Annotated in this window: 19 protein-coding genes; 18 read left to right on the plus strand and 1 reads right to left on the minus strand. The window is 60.2% G+C overall.

Translation table 11 applies throughout. The features are described 5' to 3' along the window. Positions 1-91 precede the first annotated feature (91 nt). The 18 genes from QSK07_RS02640 to QSK07_RS02725 all read left to right on the plus strand — a co-directional run bounded on the left by QSK07_RS02640 (position 92) and on the right by QSK07_RS02725 (position 22,747). Positions 92-1,561: an aldehyde dehydrogenase family protein gene (locus tag QSK07_RS02640; protein ID WP_285720368.1), complete on the plus strand. Its 1,470-nt coding sequence runs from the start codon at positions 92-94 to the stop codon at positions 1,559-1,561. Between the two features lie 27 nt (positions 1,562-1,588). Next, positions 1,589-2,257: a haloacid dehalogenase type II gene (locus QSK07_RS02645; protein WP_098052927.1), complete on the plus strand. Its 669-nt coding sequence runs from the start codon at positions 1,589-1,591 to the stop codon at positions 2,255-2,257. Positions 2,258-2,267: 10 nt separating this feature from the next. Then, positions 2,268-3,545: an NAD(P)/FAD-dependent oxidoreductase gene (locus tag QSK07_RS02650; RefSeq protein ID WP_285720369.1), complete on the plus strand. Its 1,278-nt coding sequence runs from the start codon at positions 2,268-2,270 to the stop codon at positions 3,543-3,545. An 81-nt stretch (positions 3,546-3,626) separates the two neighbouring features. Beyond that, positions 3,627-5,234, plus strand: a complete 1,608-nt coding sequence (locus tag QSK07_RS02655; protein ID WP_285720370.1) for an ABC transporter substrate-binding protein — start codon at positions 3,627-3,629, stop codon at positions 5,232-5,234. Positions 5,235-5,275: 41 nt separating this feature from the next. Continuing rightward, a complete protein-coding gene (locus QSK07_RS02660; RefSeq protein WP_098052930.1) occupies positions 5,276-6,232 on the plus strand; it encodes an ABC transporter permease in 957 nt (318 codons plus the stop codon). Then, positions 6,229-7,080, plus strand: a complete 852-nt coding sequence (locus QSK07_RS02665) for an ABC transporter permease (RefSeq protein ID WP_098052931.1) — start codon at positions 6,229-6,231, stop codon at positions 7,078-7,080. Before QSK07_RS02660 ends, QSK07_RS02665 begins: the two co-directional genes overlap by 4 nt. Continuing rightward, positions 7,077-8,741 carry an ABC transporter ATP-binding protein gene (locus QSK07_RS02670; RefSeq protein WP_275220723.1) on the plus strand — a complete coding sequence of 555 codons (1,665 nt, stop codon included), beginning with the start codon at positions 7,077-7,079 and terminating at the stop codon, positions 8,739-8,741. The genes QSK07_RS02665 and QSK07_RS02670 overlap by 4 nt, the downstream gene beginning before the upstream one ends. A 138-nt stretch (positions 8,742-8,879) precedes the next feature. Beyond that, the gene (locus QSK07_RS02675; protein WP_285720601.1) at positions 8,880-10,211 is read left to right on the plus strand and encodes an NAD(P)/FAD-dependent oxidoreductase; all 1,332 of its coding nucleotides are present in this window, start codon (positions 8,880-8,882) and stop codon (positions 10,209-10,211) included. An 11-nt stretch (positions 10,212-10,222) separates the two neighbouring features. After that, positions 10,223-11,065, plus strand: a complete 843-nt coding sequence (locus QSK07_RS02680) for a GNAT family N-acetyltransferase (protein WP_285720371.1) — start codon at positions 10,223-10,225, stop codon at positions 11,063-11,065. Continuing rightward, positions 11,065-11,991, plus strand: coding sequence for a 2-hydroxyacid dehydrogenase (locus QSK07_RS02685; RefSeq protein WP_285720372.1), 927 nt, complete (start codon positions 11,065-11,067; stop codon positions 11,989-11,991). Before QSK07_RS02680 ends, QSK07_RS02685 begins: the two co-directional genes overlap by 1 nt. Before the next feature lies 1 nt (position 11,992). Continuing rightward, positions 11,993-13,126, plus strand: coding sequence for a M20 aminoacylase family protein (locus QSK07_RS02690; protein WP_285720373.1), 1,134 nt, complete (start codon positions 11,993-11,995; stop codon positions 13,124-13,126). Between the two features lie 113 nt (positions 13,127-13,239). Further along, positions 13,240-14,556 (plus strand): 4-aminobutyrate--2-oxoglutarate transaminase, encoded by a 1,317-nt coding sequence (gabT, locus tag QSK07_RS02695; protein ID WP_285720374.1) that lies wholly within the window; start codon positions 13,240-13,242, stop codon positions 14,554-14,556. A gap of 165 nt (positions 14,557-14,721) precedes the next feature. Continuing rightward, positions 14,722-15,234 (plus strand): Lrp/AsnC family transcriptional regulator, encoded by a 513-nt coding sequence (locus tag QSK07_RS02700; RefSeq protein WP_010247853.1) that lies wholly within the window; start codon positions 14,722-14,724, stop codon positions 15,232-15,234. Between the two features lie 251 nt (positions 15,235-15,485). After that, a complete protein-coding gene (locus tag QSK07_RS02705) occupies positions 15,486-15,932 on the plus strand; it encodes a GNAT family N-acetyltransferase (protein WP_098052938.1) in 447 nt (148 codons plus the stop codon). 18 nt (positions 15,933-15,950) lie between these two features. Beyond that, complete coding sequence (locus tag QSK07_RS02710; protein WP_285720375.1) at positions 15,951-17,996, plus strand: hydantoinase/oxoprolinase family protein; 2,046 nt, start codon at positions 15,951-15,953, stop codon at positions 17,994-17,996. A 1-nt stretch (position 17,997) separates the two neighbouring features. Continuing rightward, positions 17,998-19,956, plus strand: coding sequence for a hydantoinase B/oxoprolinase family protein (locus QSK07_RS02715; protein WP_285720376.1), 1,959 nt, complete (start codon positions 17,998-18,000; stop codon positions 19,954-19,956). A gap of 62 nt (positions 19,957-20,018) precedes the next feature. Then, positions 20,019-21,800: a thiamine pyrophosphate-requiring protein gene (locus tag QSK07_RS02720; protein ID WP_098052941.1), complete on the plus strand. Its 1,782-nt coding sequence runs from the start codon at positions 20,019-20,021 to the stop codon at positions 21,798-21,800. Positions 21,801-21,898: 98 nt separating this feature from the next. Then, entirely contained in the window at positions 21,899-22,747 is an 849-nt protein-coding gene (locus tag QSK07_RS02725) for an oxidoreductase (RefSeq protein WP_285720377.1), read from the plus strand. Positions 22,748-23,006: 259 nt separating this feature from the next. On the opposite strand, the gene QSK07_RS02730 is transcribed toward QSK07_RS02725, so the two are convergent. Continuing rightward, positions 23,007-25,196 (minus strand): putative bifunctional diguanylate cyclase/phosphodiesterase, encoded by a 2,190-nt coding sequence (locus QSK07_RS02730; protein WP_285720378.1) that lies wholly within the window; start codon positions 25,194-25,196, stop codon positions 23,007-23,009. Positions 25,197-25,437: the final 241 nt, after the last annotated feature.

A 25,437-nucleotide genomic window follows, 5' to 3' on the forward strand; every position in this document is an offset into this window, starting at 1 on the left:
TCTGCATTAGCTTATTAACAGCGCAGAAATCGCCAGTTGAAAATGCTAATAAGCCAGCAACTGATGGGTGTTACAAATAAGGAATTCTTCCATGTTAAGTTTCGACCCTGAAAAAGTTTCTCTTCCGGCTGGCCATTATATTGGCGGCCAGCACTGCCAGAGCCAGGGCGCAGCCTTTGAGGTTAAACGTCCCTCTGATGGCAGGGTCTATGCCACGCTGCAGGACGCCACGCCGCAGGATGTTGATCGTGCCGTCACCGTGGCGCATCAGGCGCTGAAAACCAGTGGCTGGTCTGGCTGTCCGCCGCGTGAACGCGGTCGCGTGTTACGCCGCTGGGCTGATTTGATAGAGCAGGACGCGCTGCTGGCTCAGCTGGAAGCGCTGGGCTCAACGCGACCCATCAGCGACGTGGTGCTGCACGAAATTCCGTTTACCGCCGAGGCGATTCGCTTTTACGCCGAATGCGCCGACAAATACAGCGGCGATCTCTTTCCTACCCGCGACAGCAGCCTCGGCATGCTGATTGCGGAACCCTATGGCGTCATCGCCGCGATTACCCCGTGGAATTTTCCGCTGTCGATGGCGTCGTGGAAATGCGGACCCGCGCTGGCAGCAGGCAATGCGGTCGTGCTGAAACCCTCTGAACTGACCCCGTTTTCAACGGTGCGCATGGCCGAACTGGCGATTCAGGCTGGCCTGCCGGCGGGCTTGCTGAACATTGTGCAGGGCAGTGGCGCGGTGACCGGCAGCGCGCTGGTGAAACATCCACTGGTGCGCAAAGTCTCGTTTACTGGCTCGACCCTGACCGGCGCGCGCATCATGAGCGATGCCGCGCAGTACGGCATGAAACCGGTGACGCTGGAGCTGGGCGGCAAAAGCCCGCAGCTGGTGTTTGATGATGCGGGTGACCTTGAGGTGCTGGCTCAGCGCATTCTGCGCGGCTTCACCGCCAACGGCGGTCAGGCGTGCGTGGCGGGCACCCGTCTTATTGTGCAGCGCAACATTGCCGATCCGCTGGTCGAGCGGCTGGCCCAGCTTTGCCGGGAAGTGAAACCGGGCGTCACCTGGCAGGAGGGCAGCCGCTACGCGCCGCTGATCGATGAACGTCAGGGCAATAAAGTCTGCTCGGTCATTGAAGCCGCAAAAGCGCAGGGCGCAGAGGTGCTGGTGGGCGGAGAGCGCTTTGCCGACACCGACAACGGCTGGTTCTGGCAGCCGACGCTATTGAGCCATGTATCGCAGGATAACCCGGCGGTTCAGCAGGAGATTTTTGGCCCGGTGCTGACGGTGCAGACGTTTGATGATGAAGAGCAGGGGCTGGCGATGGCTGCACATGACACCTATGGCCTCTGCGCCGGTGTCCACACTCTAAGCCTGCCACGCGCGCTGCGGGCGATGCGGGCGATTGACGCAGGCACCGTCTGGATTAACCGCTATGGCCGCTCCGGCGACTTCATCATTCCTACCGGCGGCTTTCTCGGCTCCGGCATTGGTAAAGATTTAGGGCGTCAGGCGTTTCAGGCCTGCCAGCGCCAGAAGAGCGTACTCATCGATTTCTAAGCGCAACTGACAAGACGAGGGTGTTACATGGCACTGTTTAAACCGAAATTCATCACGTTTGACTGTTACGGCACGCTGATTCGCTTCGATATGGCCGGTGCGGCGGAACGCTGTTTCAGCGACCGCGTCGACCCTCAGGCCATGCACGCCTTCACCGCTGACTTTGCCAGCTACCGGCTGGATGAGGTGCTCGGCGCATGGAAACCTTATTACGACGTGGTCAGCAATGCGATCCAGCGTACCTGCAAAAAGTGGGGCGTTAAGTGGGATAAAGCCGACAGCGACTTCATTTACACCGATTGCGCCAGCTGGGGTCCGCACCCCGACGTGCCGGCCGGGCTGGCGAAAGTCGCAAAAGCGTTTCCGCTGGTGCTGCTGACCAACTCGATGAAAGACCTTATCCCGCACCATATACCGCGTCTGGGTGCGCCCATTCACATGACCATCACGGCGGAAGAGGCGGGTGCCTACAAACCGCAGATGAAGGGCTTCGAATACATGCTGGATAAGCTTGGCTGCGGGCCGGAAGAGATTCTGCACGTCTCCTCCAGCTTCCGCTATGACCTGATGACCGCCTACGATCTCGGCATCAAAAACAAAGTCTGGGTCAATCGCGGTCATGAACCGGCGAACCCGTACTACCAGTACACCGAAATCAAAGATATCGGCGGCCTGCCTGGCGTCGTCGGACTCTGAGGAACCCCCCATGAAACTGGAATCGTTCTGGCAGGCTACGGCACCCGCCTTTACCGGCGCTGCCCGCGAACCGCTGCCCGCCCAGGCGGACGTGGTGGTGATTGGCGGCGGCTTCACCGGCGTTTCGGCAGCGCTTAACCTGGCGCGCAGCGGCATCAGCGTGGTGCTGCTGGAGAGTGGCGACATCATGAGCCAGGCATCGGCCCGCAACGGCGGTCACTGCAATACCGGTGTGGCGCAGAACTTCGCCTCGCTGGTGGCGAGTCAGGGTCTGGAACAGGCCAGCCGCTTCTACCGGGCATTTGACGACGCGGTGAGCTACGTCCAGCAACTGATTCAGGATGAAGCGATCGACTGCGATTTCCGGCTGTGCGGCAAGCTCAAGCTCGCCAGCAAAGCGTCGCACGTCGCCGGGCTGCGGGAGGCATATGAACTGATGCGTCGCACTGTGGACCCCGAGATCGAACTGCTCGACAAAACGGCAGTGCGCGACGAGATCGCCAGTGACAAATTCCACGGCGGCCTGCTGCAGAAGCGTGGCGGTCAGATGCACATGGGCAAATTTGGCATCGGGCTGGCTGAAGCCGCCGCGCGCAGCGGGGCGAAAATTTATCCGCATCATGCCGTGACGAAGTTAGAGCGACTGAAGGGCTATCAGCACCGGATCCACACCTCGCAGGGCACCCTTCTGGCGGATAAGGTGCTGATGGCAACCGGCTGCTCCAACGTCGGCCCTTTTCCCTGGTTTCAGCGCCGCATCGTGCCGGTCGGCAGCTTTATTGTGGTGACCAAAGCACTCGATCCGGCGCTGCTGCGCCAGGTGCTGCCCAATAATCGGACCTACGTGACGTCGCTGAATATCGGCAACTACTTCCGCACCACTGCCGACAGCCGGCTGGTGTTTGGCGGGCGGGCGCGGTTTGCGGTCAGCAACCCGACCTCTGATTCGCGCAGCGGCGAGATCCTGCGCCACGCGATGACGCAGATGCTGCCGCAGCTCGGCCAGTCAGCGCTGGATTATTGCTGGGGCGGCATGGTCGATATGACCGCCGACCGTCTGCCGCATGCAGGAGAACAGGATGGCCTCTTCTATTCGCTGGGCTATAGCGGCCACGGCACGCAGATGTCGGTGTGGATGGGACGGGTGATGGCCGATCTGCTGGCCGAAAAGCGCACTGAAAATCCCTGGCAGCGCGACGCATGGCCCGCGCTGCCCGGTTATCACGGCAAGCCATGGTTTTTACCGCTCGCAGGACTCTATTACAAAGCAAAGGATCGCCTTTCTTAACGTCCCGTCGGGTGCTGGCCGCCAGGTTGCCAGCACCACCAGAACATGATCCCGGTTCGCCTGACTATTGAGGGTAGAGAGATGAGTAAATTTGATAATAACGACGCTGATGCGGTAAATCCGGCACTGACGCGCATGATCACCGAAGGCTCGCTGTCACGTCGCAGCCTGATGAAGATGCTTTCCGCCGGTGCGGTGATGAGCAGCGGGCTGGTGGGCTTTTCCGGGGCGGCACTGGCGGACGACAAGCCAGTCAAAGGCGGTAAACTGCGGGCGGCAATGTCGAATGCCTCCGCTACCGACACACTCGATCCGGCGAAAAGTAACAACAGCGCGGACTATACCCGTCAGTTTATGTTCTACAGCGGCCTGACCGAACTGGACAAAAACCTGATGGCGCAACCGGCGCTGGCCGAATCTCTGGAATCCAGCGACGGCATCACCTGGCATATTAAACTGCGGAAGGGCGTCACCTTCCATGATGGCAAACCCCTGACCGCTAAAGATGTGATCTTCTCACTCAGCCGCCACAAAGATCCGGCTATCGCCTCAATCGCCTTCAAGCTGGCTGATCAGTTCAAAACCTTCAGCGCGGTCAATGATAACGAAGTGCAGCTGGAGCTGAACAGCGCCAACTTTGACGTCCCCTACATGCTGGCGACGCCGCCGTTTTTGATTGTCAAAGATGGCACCACCGACTTCAGCAAAGGCATTGGTACCGGTCCGTTTGTCTGCAAAACCTTTATGCCGGGCACGCGCACTATCGGCACCAGAAATCCCAATTACTACAAGCCCGGCCTGCCGCACCTGGATGAGGTGGAACTGATTGGCGTTACCGACGGTGCAGCACGCGTCAATGCCCTGATGTCGGGCGATCTGCAGATGGTCTCCACCCTGACAGCCGCGGACTGCAAACGCATTAAAGCCAGCGGCGAGTTTGGCATTCTGGAGAGCAAATCAGGCATGTACACCAACCTGATTATCCGCACCGACGTGAAACCGGGTAACAATGAAGATTTTGTGCTGGCGATGAAATATCTGCAGCCGCGCGAAATGCTGGTGAAAACGGTACTGCAGGGTTACGGCGACGTCAGCAATGACACCCCGGTTCCGCCATGGCATCCGCTCTACAACGCCGACCTCAAACCGCGTCCGCTCGACATTGAAAAAGCGAAGTTCCACATTAAAAAAGCGGGCATGGCGGGCGCTACGGTAGAGATCATCACGACGCCCAACATTGAAGGGGCGAACGAAGGCGGGCAGATGATCCAGCAGATGGCGCGCGGGGCAGGGCTGAATGTAAAAGTGCGACGCGTGCCGTATGACGGTTACTGGTCTTCGCACTGGATGAAAGATCCGGTGGGATATGGCTCGATAAATCCGCGTCCGACGCTCGACATGCTCTTCTCACAGTTTTATCTCTCTACCGCACCGAATAACGAGTCGGGCTGGAAAAATCCGCAGTTTGATCAGCTGGTGGTTGCCGCACGCGGAGAACGCGATCAGGCAAAGCGCAAGCAGATGTATGGCGACATGCAGACGCTGATTTATGACCATTGCGGCACGATCATCCCGACCTTTATCAGCTCCACCGATGGCTACAACAAAAAGGTCAAAGGGATCGAAGCCTGGCCGTCAGGCATGATGATGGGCTATCGCTTCCATGAGTTTGCCTGGCTGACCGCCTGATCTCAGCCTGTTCCATCAGGCTATTTATAAGGAGTTCGCCGATGAACCGATACATGCTGTTCCTGATTGCCCGGCGCGTTGGCGCCGGCATCCTGACGTTGCTTATCGTCTCGGCGGTGGTGTTTTTCATCACCAGCCTGCTGCCGGGTGACGCGGCGCAGATGATCCTCGGCCAGAACGCCACGCCGGAAACGGTGGCGGCGTTACGGCAACAACTGGGTCTCGATCAGCCTTTACTGGTGCGCTATCTCCACTGGCTGACGGGTATGGTGCAGGGTGACTTTGGCATCTCCTTTGCCAGCCATCTGCCGGTCTCGCAGCTGGTGGCGCAGCGTATACCCGCCACCTTCGAACTGGCGGGCATCACCACGCTGATCTGCGTGCCGCTGGCGCTGATTATCGGCATTATCGCGGCGATGAACCGCGGTTCAAGGCTCGATCGGGCGCTGGTTATCGGCACCATGGCGACGGTGGCCGTGCCGGAGTTCCTGGTCGCGACCGTGGCGGTGCTGATTTTCGCCGTCAAACTGCACTGGGTGTCGGCGATGTCGTTCGGCAGTCCGGACAGCGACCTGCTGAGCTACCTCAAAGCCTATGCGCTGCCGGTGCTGACGCTCTGCTGCGTGCTGGTGGCGCAGATGGCCCGCATGACGCGGGCCGCCATTATCAACCAGCTCGACAGCCCCTACCTGGAGATGGCGCGGCTGAAAGGCGTGTCGCCGCTCCGCGCCGTACTGCGTCACGCGCTGCCCAACGCGGTCGGACCTATCGCCAATGCGATCTCTCTCAGCCTCTCCTACCTGTTTGGCGGGGTGATCATCATCGAAACCATCTTCAGCTATCCCGGTCTGGCCAGCCAGCTGGTGGATGCGGTCAGTAACCGCGACCTGCCGGTGGTGCAGCTCTGCGTGATGCTGTTCGCCGCCTGCTACCTGGTTCTGCTACTGGCGGCCGACATTCTGACTATCGCCTTTAACCCGAAATGGAGAAGCGCATGAATACACTCTTGTTGCCCTGGCGTTTCTTACAGTCGCTCTCCTGGTCGGGCCGGCTGGGTCTGATGCTGTCGCTGTTCTGGCTGCTGATGGCGATGTTTGGCACGCCACTGGCCCCGCACAGCATTGATGACATCGGCGGCGGCCCGCTGATGGGCGGCATGACGGCCGATAACCTGCTGGGGACTGACTACCTGGGGCGCGACATGCTGAGCCGTATCCTCTACGGCGCGAAGTTCTCCATCGGCCTGGCACTGAGTGCGGCACTGCTGGCCAGCCTGATTGGCACGCTGCTGGCCCTGCTGGCGGCGGTAACCGGGCGCTGGCTGGAGGAGCTGCTGGGCCGCGTCAACGATGCCCTGCTGGTGCTGCCGGGCAAAGTACTGTCGCTGATGATTGTCGCGGTGTTTGGCTCCTCGCTGCCCATGCTGATCCTGACGGCGGTGTTCACCTACTGGCCGGGTGCATTCCGCATCGCGTTTGCCATGGCCAGCTCGCTTCGCAGCATGGACTATGTCCGGGCGTCACGGCTGCGGGGCGAAAGCCGCTGGTATATCGCCATTCACGATATCCTGCCTAACATGGTGCACCCGATGCTGACAGACTTTGGCCTGCGCTTTGTCTACATCGTGCTGCTGCTGAGCGGCCTGAGCTTCCTCGGCCTGGGGGTGCAGCCGCCGTACGCCGACTGGGGCACGCTGGTACGTGAAAATATGCAGGGGCTGTTTGATGGCTCGCCCGCGGTACTGATGCCCGCACTGGCAATTGCCAGCCTGACCATTGGCGCCAACCTGTTTATTGACAGCCTGCAGGCGATGCGTCCGATGACGCTGGCGAAGGAGGGAGCATGAACGTGACACCACATACCGCTATGCCGGTGATTTCGGTGGATAAACTGCGCGTTACCGCGCAGACCGATCGCGGCGAAGAGATCGACCTTGTGTCGGACATTCACTTCACGGTGCAGAAGGGCGAGGTGCTGGCGCTGATTGGCGAATCCGGCTCCGGAAAAACCACCATCGCCATGGCACTGATGGGCTATGCCCGCAACGGCTGCCGCATCGCTGAGGGCAATATTCACGTTGCCGGCACCGACGTTAACAGTCTCACACCGGGCCAGCTGCGCGCGTTTCGCGGTAACAAGGTCGCCTATATCGCCCAGAGCGCCGCGGCGTCATTTAATCCGGGCATGAAGATCCTCGACCAGGTGATTGAGCCGGTAGTTATTCACGGCACGATGACCCGCAAAGACGCAAAAGCGAAAGCGATTGGCCTGTTCCGTGAGCTGGCGCTGCCTAATCCCGAAACCATTGGCGACCGGTTCCCGCACCAGGTATCGGGCGGTCAGTTACAGCGCCTGATGACGGCGATGGCGCTGATTGGCGATCCCGACGTCGTGATCCTCGATGAGCCCACGACCGCACTGGATGTCACCACGCAGGTGGAGGTGCTTAAGGCGTTTCGCCGCGTGGTAGTGCAGCGCGGCGTCACCGCGATCTACGTTAGTCACGATCTGGCCGTGGTGGCACAGATGGCTGACCGGATTCTGGTGCTGCTGCGCGGTAAAATGGCGGAGTATGGCAGTACCGCGCACCTGATTGGCGCACCGCAGGCGGAGTACACCCGGCTGCTGATGGAAGCGGCACGGCAGAAAGAGCGGCCCAGCAACTGGTGTCCGGCTGCCGCCGATATTCAGCCGCTGCTGGAAGTGCGCGATCTTAACGCCGGTTACGGCCCGCGCGACAGCGACGGCCAGCCGAAAATACGCATTCTTGAGGAGATTAACCTTAAGCTGTGGAAAGGGCAGGCGATTGGCATCATCGGCGAGTCAGGCTCGGGTAAAACGACGCTGGCTCATGCGATTGCCGGTCTCAACGCGCCAGGCCACGGGCATATCCTGTTTAATGGCCACTATATCGCCGGCGATATGCAGAAACGTCCTGACAATGAGCTACGGCGCATTCAGTATGTATTCCAGATGGCAGATACTGCGCTGAATCCGGCCCATAGCGTTGAGCGCATCCTGTCGCGGCCGCTGACGCTGTTTCATGGCCTGAGCGGGGCGGCCCGGAAGCAGCGACTTTATCAGCTGCTGGATCTGGTGCAGCTGCCGCGCAGCGTACTGTGGCGGCGTCCGTGGGCGCTCTCCGGTGGTCAGAAGCAGCGCGTCAATCTGGCGCGTGCGCTGGCAGCAGAGCCGGATCTGATTTTGTGTGATGAAGTGACCTCGGCGCTGGATACCGTGGTCGCCGCCGCCGTCCTCGATTTAATCTGCGAACTGCGCCGCGAACTGGGGCTTTCCGTGATTTTCATCAGCCACGATATGCATGCGGTGCGCGCGGTCTGCGACGAAATAGTGGTGATGAAAAGCGGTCGCATCGTCACCCAGCTGGCACGCAATGACTACGACAAGCCGACCAGCGAGTTGTATTTCGAGCGGCTGAAACGCGCGGTGCCGGAGCTGCGGCAGGGCTGGCTGGATGAGCATGAAGAGATTTTAAAAGCGGAGTGAGTGGCCGCTGAGCCTGACGGGCAACTGAATTTATCCGTCTGCATAGCACTGATGTGCAAGGCAGGCGGCGTGGGTCAGCGTACAGCGGCGATGTCGCCGTGCGCCAGACCCGATACTGACAACAGAGGTCATCTTGTTATGCCCGCACCGATTCGTTATGTACAGGACAGTGCTGACTTTCCCGATTCCGCCGATGTGGTGGTGATTGGCGCCGGTATCGCCGGTGCCGCCGCCACCTGGGAGCTGGCGAAGCAGGGAGTGAAGGTGGTGCTGATTGAAAAAGGGCTGGTCGGCGCTGAGCAGTCAAGCCGCAACTGGGGCTGGTGCCGCCAGCAAAACCGCGATGAGCGTGAGTTGCCGCTGATTATCTATGCGCTGCAACGCTGGGGTGAGCTAAGTGAAGAAACCGGCGAAGAGCTGGGTTTTCGCCGCAGCGGGCTGGTTTACGCCACCCAGGAAGAGTCGGATATCGCGGCCTGGGATAAGTGGAACCAGATGGCGAAAGGCTATGGCATGCGCAGTTCGATTCTCACCGCAGAGCAGGCCAGAGCGATGACGCCCGGCAGCACCACAAACTGGCTGGGTGGTCTCTCGTCGCCGACCGATGGTCACGCTGAGCCGCGCCTGGCCGCGCCAGGGCTGGTGGCGGGCGCGCAGAAAAAGGGCGCACTGCTGTTTCAGCAGTGCGCAGTCCGCGGGCTGGATATCGCCGCCGGACGGGTCAGCGGCGTCTGGACCGAGCGCGGTCTGATCAAAACCAGCCGGGTTATCTGTGCCGCCGGGGCCTGGACCTCCATGTTCTGCCGTCGTCACGGCATCGACCTGCCGCTGGGCAACGTGATTGGCACTGCTTTTCGCACGCAGCCTATTGAGCAGGCGATCGCCATGCCGCTCTACACGCCGGGCTTTGCCTGTCGCCCACAGATGGATGGTAGCTATACCGTGTCAGTATCGGGTCGCGGTCGTCTGGAGCCTGGCGCACAGGGGCTGCGCTATGCCCGTCAGTTCTATCCAACCTTTAAAAGCCGCCGCAAGAATCTGACTCTGAATCTCGGCCTGTCACCGTTCTTCAATGGCCCTGAAGCGATGGGGGGCTGGTCATTCGACCGCGAGTCGCCGTTTGAGCGGATGCGCATTCTCGATCCGGCAGCGGATGCAAAAATCGTGGAAGAGGGGCTGGCGGCAATGCGGCGTGAATATCCGGCGCTGGCGAACCTCCGGCTGGCGCAGTCGTGGGGCGGCATGATTGACAGCACCCCGGATGCGATTCCGGTGATCTCAACCGTGGCGAAACTGCCAGGACTGGTGCTCTCGGCAGGTTACAGCGCCCATGGCTTCGGTATCGGACCGGGTGCCGGACGACTGGCCGCCGATCTGGCGACCGACGCCACACCCGTGGTTAATCCTGAGCCGTACCGCTACAGCCGTCTGGTTGACGGCAGCGGACTTGACACGCCAGGCATGATGTAAGGAGAACGCGAATGAGCCTGACAATACGCGCAATGACGCCAGATGATATTGAAACGTGTTTCACCTTAACGCAGCTGCTGAAATGGCCCCATCGCCGTGAAGACTGGCAACTGGCGCAGCAGCTGGGCGAGGGCACGGTGATAGAAGAGCAGGGCAAACTGATTGGCAGCGCTGTGCTCTGGCGCTGGGGTGACCATGCCGCCACGGTGGGACTGGTGATTATCGATAACCAGCAGCAGGGACGTGGCCTGGGCAAGCAACTGATGCTGGCGCAGCTGGAAAAACTACCTGATTACAATGTGCGTCTGCACGCCACCGAAATGGGCAAAGGGCTGTATGAAAAGCTCGGCTTTGTCAGCTGTGGTGAGATCCGCCAGCACCAGACGCGTGCCGTGACCACGCTGCCAGAGGTGGTGATTCCCGCTGGGCTGAAACTGCGCCCGGCGACGACTGCCGATCATGGCACGCTGATGGCGCTGGATCAGCAGGCACACGGCATGCATCGCCCGGCGCTGATTGAGCATCTGCTGCGCGACTGCCAGACAATGCTGTTGCAGGATGCGCACCAGCAGATTCAGGGCTTTGCCTGTCTGCGCCGCTTTGGTCATGGCTGGGCAATTGGCCCGGTGATAGCCGCGGATTTTCCGATGGCTCAGGCACTGGTCGCCTCGCTGATGCAGTCTCTGCAGGGGGAATTTCTGCGCATCGACACCGACGCCGCGCTGCCGATGGCGGCCTGGCTTGAAAGTCTTGGTATCCCTCAGGTCGATGCGCCCACCACCATGGTGCGCGGCACGCCCTGGACGCCGCAGGGTATGCAGGCATTTGGACTGATGACGCAGGCGATGGCCTGATGCATATCGTCTATAAATCGGAGCCGGAACGAGGCCGGATCTGGCAGCGCTGGCTGGCGGAACATGCGCCTGATATGCAGCTGCATCTCTGGCCGGAGACCGGTGATCCGGAGCAGGTTGAGGCGTTGGTCGCCTGGCAGCCTCCCGAAGACATTCCGGCGCTGTTTCCCCGGCTTAAACTGCTGTTCTCAGTGGGGGCTGGTGCCGACCAGTTTGACTTCAGTGCGCTGCCGCCTGACCTGCCGGTGATAAGAATGATCGAGCCGGGCCTGACGCAGGGCATGGTGGAATATGTCACCTTCGCGGTGCTCGGTCTGCATCGCGACATGCCGCGTTATTTCCAGCAGCAACGGCAGCAGCAGTGGCAGCCTCATGCAGCCATACCTGCCGGACAGCGTCGGGTCGGCGTGATGGGGCTGGGCGAACTGGGGCAGTCCGCCTTAGCGCAGCTGGTAGCGCTGGGCTTTGACTGCGCAGGCTGGAGCCGCACACCGCGCGAGTGTCCCGGCGTGCGCTGCTGGCACGGCGCAGATCAACTCGCTGACTTCCTGGCGCACAGCGAGATTCTGGTCTGCCTGCTGCCGCTGACCAACACCACCCAGGGTTTGCTGAATCAGTCGCTGTTCAGCCAGCTACCGCACGGCGCGGCGCTGGTGCAGGTCGGGCGCGGCCCGCAGCTGAATGAAGATGATCTGCTGAGGGCACTGGAGAGCGGTCGGCTGCGTGCCGCCGTCATTGACGTCACCGATCCAGAACCGTTACCGCCGGGCCATCCGTTCTGGCACCATCCCGCCATCTGGCTGACGCCGCACATTGCCAGCCAGACGCAGAATGAGAGCGCCATTGCGGCCCTGCTGGAGAACCTGCGGCGCTATCAGCGTGGCGAGCCGCTGCACGGTGAGATTGACCGATCGCGAGGATATTAAGATGGAACATTTAGTGGCACTGCGCCGCGACCTGCATGCGCACCCGGAGCTGGGTTTTCAGGAGCAGCGCACCAGCGACATCGTGGCGAACTTCCTGCACCAGTTGGGCATTGAGGTGCATCGCGGCATGGGTAAAACCGGCGTGGTCGGGATACTGAAGAAGGGCAGCAGTGAACGCATGATTGGCCTGCGTGCCGACATGGATGCACTGCCGATGCAGGATCAGAGCGGCACGGAATGGCAAAGTCAGGCAGAGCAGGCGAGTCATGCCTGCGGCCACGATGGTCACACCGTGATGCTGCTGGGTGCCGCTGAAAAACTGGCGCGGGACGTCAGCTTTAACGGCAGCGTCTGCTTTATCTTTCAGCCAGCCGAAGAGGGACTGGCGGGTGCAAAAGCAATGATCGACGACGGTCTGTTCAGCCGCTTTCCCTGTGAGGCGGTCTACGCCATTCACAACTGGCCGGAACTGCCGCTCGGCCAGGTACAGACCCGCCCTGGCCCGATTATGGCAGCAGCCGACCGCTTTGATATCCGGGTGCTGGGCGGCGGCGGTCACGCCGCGCAGCCTCACCTGACGCGTGACACTCTGCTGGCGACCAGCGAGCTGGTGGTGCAGCTCAATACGCTGGTTTCACGCGCCCTGGATCCGTGCGAAACCGCGCTGCTCACCGTTACACGGATGCAGGGTGGCTTTTCACACAACATGATTCCGGCCGAGGCGAATATCACCGGCACGGTGCGTACCTTCAGCCTGGCGGCGCAGGATACAATTGAAGCACGGCTGCGCCAGATGGCAGAGCATGTCACGGCAGCTCATGGGTTGCACGCAGAAGTGAGCTATCAGCGTTACTACCCGGCAACGATTAACAGCGCGACGGAAGCGCAGTTTTGCCTTGAGGCGTTGACGCAGGCAGGCATCCCGGCTGACACCGCGGCCAGACCCGCGCTCACCTCGGAAGATTTCGCTTTTATGCTACAGGCGCGTCCTGGAGCCTATCTGTGGCTGGGATCGGCACCCTGTAAGCCATTGCACCATGCCGCATATGACTTCAACGATACGCTGATCCCGTATGGCGTTAACGTTTTTGTCGCGCTGGTGCGTCAGGCGCTGGCAGAGAAATTTCCCTGCTGAATGCAGCGGGATTTTGACAGGAAATGCCGCTGCCTGGGGAATTACGGCAGCGTGAGAAACCAGCGGGTTGCGATACTTGAGCCAACCGAACGTTACGTGGATGAGGGTTTAAAATGCAGAATGTCATGGCAGAGCAGCAAGCATACTCCGATAACAGCCTGTTACTGGATGCACGCGAGCAGAACGTGCCGCGCGGTGTAGTGACCGCCCATCCGCTGGTGATTGAACGCGCCAGAGGCAGTGAAGTATGGGACGTTGAGGGCAATCGCTATCTCGACTTTGTTGGCGGCATCGGCGTGCTGAATGTCGGCCACAATCACCCGGCGGTAGTCAATGCGGTAACCCGCCAGCTTGGTCTGGTATCACATGCCTGTTTCCAGGTGGTGGCCTATCCGGGCTACATCGAGCTGGCGCAGCGGCTGAACAAACTGGTGGGCGGTGATGAGGCGTACAAAAGTGTCTTCTTCACCAGCGGTGCCGAAGCGGTGGAAAATGCGGTGAAGATTGCCCGCTCACACACCCAGCGCCCCGGCATTATCGCGTTTGATGGCGCGTTTCATGGCCGCACCCTGCTGGGCGTTACCCTGACAGGCATGTCCGCGCCATACAAACAGAACTTTGGCCCGTTCCCCGGCGACATCTATCGTCTTCCCTTCCCGAATCCACTGCACGGGGTGACGGAAGCAGACTGCCTGAAGGCGCTGGATCAGCTGTTCGCGGTGCAGATCCTGCCGGAGCGTGTGGCGGCGATTATCATCGAGCCGGTTCAGGGCGATGGCGGCTTCCTGCCAGCCGGACCAGCCTTTATGCAGGCGCTGCGTCGCATCACCAGCCAGCACGGCATTCTGCTGATTTGTGATGAAGTGCAGTCCGGCTTCGGACGTACCGGTACGATGTTCGCCTTCCAGCAACTGGGTATCAAACCGGATTTAATTACCCTGGCAAAAAGCCTGGGCGGCGGTCTGCCGATTTCCGGCGTGGTGGGACGTGCAGAGATTATGGATGCGCCCACGCCTGGCGGGTTAGGCGGCACCTACGGCGGCAACGCGCTGGGCTGTGCGGCGGCGCTGGCGGTGCTGGATCTGTTTGAGCAGGAAAACCTGTTGCAGCGCTCCTGCCAGCTCGGCGAACAGCTCAATGTCCGTCTGCGACAGCTGGCGGATAAGTATGCCTGCATCGGTGACGTGCGCGGCGTGGGCTTTATGCAGGCGGTGGAAATTCTCGATTTCGAAACCGGTCGTCCCGATGCGGCGCTGACTCAGAAGATTCTCGACAGCGCCTGTCAGGAAGGGCTGCTGCTGATCAAGTGCGGCCTGCATCGCAACACCATCCGTTTCCTGGCACCGCTGGTCACCACCGACTCACAGCTGGAAGAGGCGCTGCATATTTTCGATATTGCGCTGGCCCGTGCCACCGGCCGGCTGGGTTAAACCGCATTCCTCATTGATTTTGTTGGAGTAATTTGAAAATCTCCCGCTGGTATAACCACTGCGAAGCGCTGGCGCGTTTACGGTAAAGCATGTTATATCTTCGGGAGGTTCTGAACATTTGATTGAGCGCCTGGCCCGACAGGCTCTGACAATGAGGGGGGTGCTATGAACGGCTTAATGAAACTCGACCGCATCGACATCAACATCCTGGTGCAACTCCAGAAAGATGGCCGTATCAGCAACGTTAACCTCGCCGACGCCGTAGGCCTCTCGCCCAGCCCCTGTCTGCAACGGGTCAAACGTCTGGAACAGGCCGGTTTTATCACCGGTTATGAAGCGCACATTAATCTCACCCGCATCACCGATTCAGTGACCGTCTTTACCGAAGTCACCCTGTCCGGCCATCGCCGCGAAGATTTTATGAAATTTGAAAGTGCGATGCGCGACGTCGATGAACTGATGGAGTGCCATCTGATCACCGGCGGCTATGATTATCTGCTGCGCTTTATTACCCGCAGCATTGAACATTACCAGGAAGTAATTGAGAAGATGCTGGACGCGCAGATCGGCATCGATAAGTACTTCAGCTACATCGTCATCAAATCCCCCATCATGAAAAGCAGCGTGCCGTTACGATCGCTCATCGGCAAACATAACTCAGTCGAATTCGGCGTATAAAGCGCGGCCGCCCCTCGCCACCTCCCCGGTGGAGAGGGCGGCCACACGCATTGTCTCTGTCTGCTGTTCACCTCACCCGCCTTTGCTCACAGACCGGCTTCCTTTCCCTTTAATCTTTACGATTATTCCCTCAGCATAAAATTTTTTCCCTGCCCAAAATTCAGTCGCTCTGTCCGGTTTTGTCGCGTGCTACGGCCTCAATCGTTGAGCGAACCCTTTTACACTGAATTCAACTGATACAAGGAGTTGTCATGGACTCATTACAGATTGCTGACCAGCAGTGGCAGCGCGATGCGTTCACTGTCTCTACCGATCGCCAGCGGCTCGATCTGGCCTGGATTCACATCCAGCTGGCGGAAAAGTCGTACTGGGCTAAAGGCCAGACGGAAGCGAAAACCCGGCGGGCGATTGCCGGTTCGTTGCCGTTTGGCCTCTATCACCAGCAGGAACAGATTGGTTTTGCCCGACTGATCACCGACTACACCCGCTTTGGCTGGCTGTGCGACGTGATGATTGATGAAAACTGGCGTGGTCACGGGCTGGGCAGCTGGCTGGCGACCTGCGTCCGGGAACACCCGGAGCTGCAAACGGTGCATCGCTGGATGCTCTCGACCCAGGATGCGCACCAGGTCTACCAGCGACTCGGCTGGCGTGTGGTGCAACATCCCGAGACGCTGATGGAATTTCCCCCTTCCTGACACTGGAGTTAACCCGATATGCGATACCGCGTTGGCGTGGATATTGGTGGTTCCTTTACCGATTTCGCCGTGCTCGATCAGCAAACGAACCAGATCCACACCCTTAAGGTCCTGTCGCGACCGGACAAGCCTGGCAGCGAAATCTTAACCGGGCTGGCGCAGTTTCAGCAGCAGCAGGGCATTGATCCCGCTGAAATTGGCTACTTCACTCACGGCACCACGGTAGGCATCAACGCGGTGATCCAGCGGCGCGGCGTGCGGCTGGCGCTGTTTGCCACCGAGGGCTTCTGCGATGTGCTGGAGCTGGCCCGGCTGAAAATCCCGCATATCCATGACCTTTTCTCACGGCGTGCCGCACCGCTGATTACCCGTGACAGGGTGTTTGCCATCCGCGAACGCAGCGACGCGCAGGGCAACATACTGCAACCCGTGGATCGCCAGAGTGTGCTCGACGCTATCGAACTGGCACGCGCCGCCGGCTGTCAGGGCATCGTGGTCTCGCTCCTGCACAGTTATCGCAACCGGCACAATGAAGCGGCGGTAAAAGCGATTATCGATGAGGTGGCACCCGAACTGCTGACCTCCTGTTCCGCCGACATCTGGCCGATTATCCGCGAATATGAACGCACCATTACCGCCACCATCAACGCCTACGTGCAGCCGATGGTGATCCACTACCTGGAATCTTTTGAGCAGGCACTGCAACGGCTCGGTGTGAAGCCGCCGCCGCGCATTACCAAATCCAACGGCGGGGTAATGGGCGTTGACCAGGCGAAGCGTGAATGTGTGCAGATGGTGCTCTCCGGCACCGCCTCGGGCGTGATTGGCGCCAGCTATCTCGCCAGCGCCTGCGGTTTTGACAAAATTCTCAGTCTGGATATCGGCGGCACCAGCGCCGACGTGGCGGTGATCATCGACGGCAAGGTGGCGCAGGGCAACGGCGAAATCATCGGGGATTTCCCGATCTTTATTCCTTCTGTCGCGGTGACCTCGGTGGGGCAGGGCGGCGGCTCGCTGGCGTGGATTGATGGGCGGGGCGTACTGCAGATGGGGCCGGATAGCGCCGGTTCGCTGCCGGGTCCGGTCTGCTTCCAGCGCGGCGGCACGCAGCCGACCGCCACCGATGCCTTTGCCGCCTGCGGCATGATGGGCCACGGCGCATTGGGTTATGACGCGGTGACGGTGGATGTCGCCGCCGCCTGTGCCGCCTGGCAGCCGCTGGCGGATGCGCTCGCTATTTCGGTTGAAGAAACCGCAGAAACCGCTATCCAGCTGGCTATATCAAGCATGTACAGCGATACCAGTGGCCTGCTGTCGCGCTTTGGCCTCGATCCGCGTGAATTCTGGTTCCTCGCCTTTGGCGGTGCCGGGCCGATGATGGGCTGTTTTCTCGCCCGCGAACTGAACATGAAAGGGGTGATCGTACCGCCGACGCCGGGCGTGCTCTCCGCGCTGGGCGGACTGGTGGCGGACATCCGCAACGACTTTATCCGTACGCTCTACGGCGATCTGACGCCTGCGCTGGCCGACTCCTTAGCCAGTGAAGCCGAAGCCTTGCAGCAGCGCGCCTGCGGCTGGCTGGCGCAGGAGCACGGCAGCGACATGCCATACAGCCTGCAGTTCAGCGCGGATATGCGCTATCGGGGTCAGTCGTTTGAGATCGACGTGCCGCTGGAGGCGAGCTGGCTGACGCAGGCGGACTTCACTGCGCTGCATGACGCCTTTGATCGTCAGCATCAGCAGCTGTTTGGTCACTGTGATCCGCAGGCACCCGTGCAGCTGATTAATCTGCGGCTGGTCATCGCCTCGCCGACGCCGAAGCCGGAGATCAACACACTTCCCCCCGCTTCAGCACCGGTGCCGGTGCTGAAACAGACCCGAGCCTGGATTGACGGCGGCTGGCATCAGCTCGATTTAGTGCTGCGCTCGGTGCTGCGTGCCGGACATCAGCTCAGTGGCCCGGTCATCATCGCCCAGGACGACTGCACCACCTGCGTGCCGCCCGGCATGGACGTCACGGTCGATTCATTCGGTAACCTGCTAATCACGGCGAACGAGGCATAACATGGCGATTGACGGACGTAACTTACAGATCCTGGCGAACTACTGCGCTGCTGCGGCCGATGCGATGGCCTTTACGCTGATGCGCACCGCGCACTCCACCTTCGTGAAGGAGACGGAAGATTTCTCCTGTCAGATTGTCAGCCGCAGTGGCCTGGCGTTTGCCTCGCCGCGCAGCTTTGGCGCGCCCTGGTACAGCGGCATCGACTATGCGCCGGTGCTGGCGCTGATAGAGGAGTATGCCGAGGGCGATATCTGCATCACCAACGACGCCTATGCTGGCAACGTGGCGACTCACTCGCCCGATATCCACATCTGGAAGCCGGTGTTCCATCAGGGTGAAATTGTCTGCTTCGTAGTGGGTCACATTCATAACACCGATGTCGGCGGCGCAGTGCCCGCCTCGCTGTCGCGCGCGCTGACCGATATCGTGCAGGAGGGGATTCGCATCCCGCCGCTGAAGATCATGCAACAGGGGCAACTCAATGAAGAGGTCGCCAGCATTATGCGGCTCAACGTGCGGGTGCCGGACCAGAACTGGGGCGACTTCAAGGCGCAGCTGGCGTCGGTGAACGTGGGCGAGCGCAAAATCCACGACATCATTGCCCGCTTTGGCATTGATGATTTTTTGCAGGGCATTGAGGGCATTCTCGATTACGCCGAAGCGCAGGCGCGCACGATTATCAGTACCATTCCCGACGGGGAATACTTTTATGCCGACTACGCCGATGAAGATGGCGAGGGCGGCTATCCCTGTCGCATCGCCATTACGCTGCGGGTGCAGGGCGATCGGCTGGAGCTGGACTACACCGGCAGCGACCCGCAGCTGGCGTCGTCGCTGAACATGCCGACCGGCGGGCGCGAGCGGCATCCGCTGGCGCTGGTGGGCGTTACCTATGTGCTCTCCACCCTCGATCGTTCACTGCTGCTCAACGCCGGTACGCTGCGACCTGTTAGGGCAATCCTGCCGCCTGGCACAGTGATGAACTGTGAAGCGCCCGCAGCGGTGGGGATGCGCTCGCTGACCTGTGCGCTGTCGCAGATTGCGACGATTGGCGTTTTCTCGCTGGCGATGCCGGACCGTCTGCCCGCGAACTCTCCAGGTGGTAACTCGATCATGAACATCCGCACCCAGACGCACAACCGCAGCGTGGTTGCCTCGCTGGGGCCGGTGGGCGGCGGCGCGGGCGGCACGCCGCGTCACGACGGACCCGACGGTTCCGGCGGTCTGTCTGCCTTCCTGAAAAATACCCCGATTGAGATCAACGAAGCGGAAGTGCCGATTCGCTTCCATCGTTACGGGCTGGCGCAGGACAGCGCTGGCGCTGGTCGATATCGCGGCGGTCTGGCGACCGAAATGGCGTTCGAGATTTTCTCGCCCAACACCACCATTACCGCGCGCAACCGTAACCGGTCAGTGTTTGCCTCCGCAGGCGTAGTGGGCGGACAGAGCGGCGCGCTGTCGACCTTCCGTACCTGGCGCAACGGTGAAGTTATCAATCACGGTAACACCGATGTGATCCACTGCCAGCCGGGTGACGTGGTCGAGGTGCGCGGCCCCGGTGCGGGCGGCTACGGCCTGCCATCGCAGCGCGATAGTGAGGCAGTCATGCAGGATGTGCGCTGTGGCTATCTCAGCGTGGCGGCGGCCAGGGCGCAGTATGGCGTGGTGGTTGTTGATAATCGCGTGGATCGGGAAACCACAGAACGTCTGCGCGCTGACATGCCACAGCAGCCCGCGCACCATTTTGAGCACGGCGAAGCACGCCATCGCTTCGAAACGCTCTGGACGCCGCAGCGTTATCAGTTGCTGACCACCTTTCTGGCCAGCGCACCAGTGAGCTGGCGTCATTTCCTGAAAACCCAGGTATTCCGGGCGGTGGATGAGACAGGTGAAACGGCGGATATGGTGAAAATATTCAGTGAATTGCGTCAGCGATACCCGGCAATGGCGAACAGTTAACGGCGATGGCTCATCGTCTACTACGCTTTAAGTCTGTAAGGACAACGAGGGGAAACGCGACGATGAGCATGAAAACCAGTGATTTTTTTGTCCAGCGCCTGAAAGAGTGGGGCGTCACACGCATTTACGGCTATCCGGGAGATGGGATTAACGGCGTGCTGGGGGCGATTCAGCGCGCGAATGCCAAAGGCGACGGCATCGAATTTATTCAGGTGCGCCATGAAGAGATGGCGGCCTTTATGGCAGCCGGACACGCGAAATTTACCGGGGAGCTGGGCGTCTGCCTGTCGACTGGCGGACCGGGCGCAACTCATCTGCTGACCGGACTTTATGACGCCAAAATGGATCATGCCCCGGTGCTGGCGATTGCCGGACAGGCGGAAGCGACCGCGCGAGGTGCCAGCTACCAGCAGGAGATGAACCTGGATCGCATCTTCTCGGACGTCGCCAGCTTCGTTCAGGAAGCCTCGACCACGACGCAGGTGCGCCATCTGCTGGATCGCGGCGTGCGCATCGCCAAAGCGCAGAATGGCGTGGCGGTGATCATCATCCCTAAAGATATTCAGGATGAGGAGTGGCAGCCACCGCAGCATCTGCACGGCTTCACCCATTCCGGCAGCGGCTATCAGCGTCCTAAAGTCATTCCTTACGAAGCGGACCTGCAACGCGCCGCCGAGGTGCTTAATGCCGGAAAAAAAGTGGCGATTCTGATTGGGGCAGGCGCACGCGACGCCGCCGTGGAGGTGGTTCAGGTCGCCAATGTGCTGGGTGCAGGCGTGGCGAAAGCGCTTCTTGGCAAAGATGTGCTGCCGGACGATGCGCCTTTTGTCACTGGCTCGATTGGTCTGCTCGGCACCAAACCTTCATCTGATTTAATGCAGAACTGCGACACCCTGCTGATGATCGGCAGCGGCTTCCCGTGGACGGAGTTCCTGCCGGAAGAGGGCAAGGCACGGGCGGTGCAGATTGACATCGATCCGGCCATGCTTGGCCTGCGCTATCCCAGCGAAGTTAATCTGCATGGCGATGCGGCTGAAACCCTGCGCGCGCTGCTGCCGCTGCTGACCCACAAAGAGGATCGCAGCTGGCAGGAGGATATCGCGGTTCAGGTGCGTGACTGGTGGACGCTGATGGAAGAGCGCGCCATGGCACCCGCTAATCCGGTCAATCCGCAGCGGGTGGTGTGGGAGATGTCACCGCAATTGCCCGACAACGCTATTGTCACGTCGGATTCCGGCTCCTGCGCCAACTGGTTCGCCCGCGACTATCGCGTGAAGCAGGGGCAGCGTGCCTCGCTCTCCGGCGGCCTGGCCTGTATGGGCGCGGCGGTGCCTTACGCGATTGCGGCGAAATTTGCTCATCCGGAGAAACCGGTGGTGGCACTGGTGGGTGACGGCGCGATGCAGATGAACAACATGGCCGAGCTGATTACCATCCAGAAATACTGGCAGCAGTGGGCCGATCCGCGCCTGATCGTTTGCGTGTTCAACAATCAGGATCTTAATCAGGTCACCTGGGAGCAGCGCGTGATGGAGGGTAATCCGCGCTTTGACGCCTCGCAGCAGTTGCCGGACGTGAAGTATGCCGAGTTTGCGCAGTCGCTGGGAATGATCGGAATTTTTGTCGATAGCCCTGACGATCTCGCGGGTGCCTGGCAGCGTGCGCTCAGCGCCGATCGTCCGGTATTGCTGGAGGTGAAAACCGATCCGGAGGTCGCGCCGTTACCGCCGCACATCACCTTTAAGCAGGCAAAAGCCTTTATGGCGTCGATGGTGAAGGGCGATCGCGGGGCGGCCCGGATCATTAGCGACACCGCCAGTCAGCTGTTTCATAAAAAGCATTAAGGGCTAAGTGAGGCGGTCGCGCCTCGCTAACCTTGATCCCCGGATGCACTCGCGTCCGGGTCTTAAATCACATCATCACACTCAACGGGAGTCTTGTTATGACTGCTCATTCCAGCCCTGTCTGGTTAATCTCGGGATGTTCGACCGGTTTTGGTCGTGAACTGGCGCAGCAGACCATCGCGCGTGGTTTTAAGGTCGTCGTGACGGCGCGTGATACGTCGTCGATTGCCGATCTGGTTGCGGGACATGATAACGTACTGGCGCTGGCGCTGGATGTGACCCGGCAGGCGAGCATCGATCAGGCTGTCAGCGCGGCACTGGACGCGTTCGGCACTATTGATGTGCTGGTAAACAACGCCGGTTACGGCTATCAGAGTTCGGTGGAAGAGGGGGTTGAAAGTGAAATCCGCGCCCAGTTTGATGCCAACGTTTTTGGCCTGTTCGCCCTGACGCGCGCCGTGCTGCCTGCGATGCGCAAGGCGCGCAGCGGTCATGTCATCAACATTACCTCCGTGGCAGGTCTGATTGGTTTTGCCAGCTCAGGCTACTACTCTGCCAGCAAACATGCGGTAGAAGGCTGGTCCGACTCGCTGGCGCTGGAAGCGGGGCCGCTGGGCATTCACGTCACCTGCGTCGAACCCGGTCCGTTCCGCACCGACTGGGCCGGTCGTTCACTGCATCAGACGCCGAGCACTCTGCCGGAATATGCGGATACCGCGGCTGCGCGGATGAAAGCGACGTCTGAATACAGCGGCACTCAGAAAGGCGATCCGGCGCGGGCCGCCAGGGCGATGATCGCCATCACCGAACATGACAACCCGCCACGCCATCTGGTAATGGGGGCCTGGGGCCATGAAGCCGTGACCAGCAAGCTCAAAGCGCGTCTGGCTGAGATCGACGCGTGGAAACAGACGTCAGAGGAGACGGATTTTCCGGAGCAGAGGTGAGTGCTCTGCAGGAAACGGGAAACCGCCCGCTTATGTGAAGCCATCAACGGCCCCTGTGAGAAACAGGGGTTTGCATTCCAGCCTTCAGGCGCTGTTGCGGCTTAACGACATCGTTCTGTCAGTCAGCACCCAAACCTTTCGGCTATCTCGCCACTTTATCGCGCAAACTCTCTACGCAGGGCAGCATTTCTGGCACGGTTGCCACGCCTGCTGTACTGCGGGATAGCCTGAGTGCAAAATGGCGCTCAGGCTATCAACATCACTGCTCCCGTTGCGTCGCCTCTGACGCAGGTGATCTCATTAGTGCCGCAAGCTGATCGGCGGGCACTGCCTGGCTGAACAGATAGCCCTGTAACTGATTACAGCCTGCATCGGCCAGGGCAGACATCTGCCCGGCGGTCTCCACGCCTTCTGCCGTCACCATCAGACCCATGGCGTGACCCAGTTTCACCACTGACTCGACTATCGCCACGGAATTTTCCGCCACGCCCAGCGACTGGGTGAATGAGCGGTCGATTTTGATTTTGTCCACCGGGAAGGTGCTGAGGTAGTTGAGGCTGGAGTAGCCGGTGCCGAAATCATCCAGCGCGATGCGAAAGCCCGCCTCACGCAGCGACACAATAATCTCGCGTGCTTCGCGTTCATCCTCGATTAACACGCCTTCGGTGATCTCCAGCTCCAGCCGCTTTGTGTCACCGCCGTGCTGGCTGACAATCGCCATCATACGGTCAACAAAGCCGGTAGAGCGGAACTGCACGGGCGAGACATTCACCGCTACCCGCAAATCGGGAAAGCGCTGCTGAGTGGCACAGGCTTCAGCCAGCACCCATTCACCCAGCGGGATAATCAGGCCGGTCTCTTCGGCAATTGCGATAAATTCACCGGGTGCGATCAGGCCGCGCGTCGGGTGATGCCAGCGCAGCAGCGCCTCGATGCCGACCATCTGCTGACCGCCTGCGTCCATCAGTGGCTGATACCACACCTCCAGTCCCTGATGGGTTTGCAGTGCCGTACGCAGGTCGGCAGCAATGGTCTGCCGCGTCTGAACTGACTCATCCATTGCCCGTTCAAACTGACGAAACCGGCCACGTCCGCCGCTTTTGGCTTCATACAGCGCGATATCGGCTTTGCGCATCAGCTCCAGCCGATCGATGCCGTCTTTAGGTGCCAGCGCCAGTCCGATACTGGCTCCGCTCCAGACATCGCTGCCGAACAGGGTAAACGGCTGAGCAAGCTCGTCAATCATGCGCTGCGCCAGGCTATTCACCTGACCGATGTTATCGACCTCCGGCATCACCACGATAAATTCATCGCCGCCGATGCGTCCCACGGTATCGCTGGCACGCACGATACGGTTCAGGCGCTGTGCTACGGCAATAATCAGCTCATCCCCGGCGTGATGACCGTGGGTATCGTTGACGACTTTAAAGCGGTCGAGGTCGATCAGCAGCAGCGCTACCCGCTGATCGTTGCGCGTCGCCAGTGCCAGCGCCTGGGTCAGCCGGTCTTCAACCAGGGCGCGGTTCGGCAGTCCGGTCAGCACATCATGAAACGCCAGATGCTGCGCCTGCGCTTCTGACGCGCCGAGCCTAAGCATCGATTGCGAGAGGTTAACCGAGGAATTCCAGAGTCGCCGCACCATATACAGGCAGAGCAGCGATATCGCCAGCACTGCCAGCCCGGTAGACGGCCCGATAGTACGCAGCATCTGCGCACCCGGACGGGAGGGGATCCAGTTGAGATAGCCGATCGGCTCGCCCGCCTGCGCGATCAGCAGATAGCACGCGCTGGTGGCAGACTGAGATGCGTCATCAGAAAAGTGCAGTCCCTCCAGCTGATTGCGCGCCGCCAGGCTCGCCAGATAACCGTCATCGAGAAATTTCAGGCTCACCAGTCGAAAACGCGGCAGGTCGTCACTATCCCGCTGAATGTTACCCACGGCGAGGGCCGCAGCACGCTGGGTGATACGGGCATAATCGGCGTTATCCTGGCGCCTGGGATCCTGGATCAGCGTGTTTTGCAGCACCTCACCCATCAGCGGGTCACTCTCTGCTGCAGAGACCGTCTGGCCTTCACTCCAGACCCGGACAATCTGGTTCTGCGCATCCAGCACCATAATCAGCTGATGGCCGAACATCTCATAGAGCCACTGCCCGATGTTCTCATCCAGCCACCTGTCGCTGTTGCCCTCTGCCAGATGCTCCTCAAAGGGACGCCAGCGTGACAGGCTGTGCAACTGGCGCAGATGCTCGTTCAGACTTTGCGAAAAAGAGGCCTCAATCATCCGCTGCTGCTGATGCCGGGCCTCAGTATTGGTCAGTGACGTGCCAATAAACAGTGCTACACCCGCACCGGCAAACGTCAGCACCAGGATAGCCACCAGCGGCACCAGCACTTCGCGCAGGAAACTGCGCCGAAAATCAGAGGAAAGTTTAAGGGTGTTAATCATATTGTTGTTTTTCTCTGCAGCAGGGGACAGCTTAAAAATTAGCAGATAGCAACGGATCGTCCATGAAAACCGCGATGGATAGTGAGCAGGTGAGCGTTTATCTGTTAACGGGTGGCCGTGGCAGGCTGATAGTCATTAAAAGAAAGTGAGCGTTTTTTATCAGTTATTTTAATGAGGTGGGCCATTATGCCGATGGCATTAAGGCCCGGCTTGTACAGTCTGACCCGACGCGTTAAGGCTG

Source organism: Pantoea sp. QMID4, from assembly GCF_030270445.1.
GTDB lineage: Bacteria > Pseudomonadota > Gammaproteobacteria > Enterobacterales > Enterobacteriaceae > Pantoea > Pantoea vagans.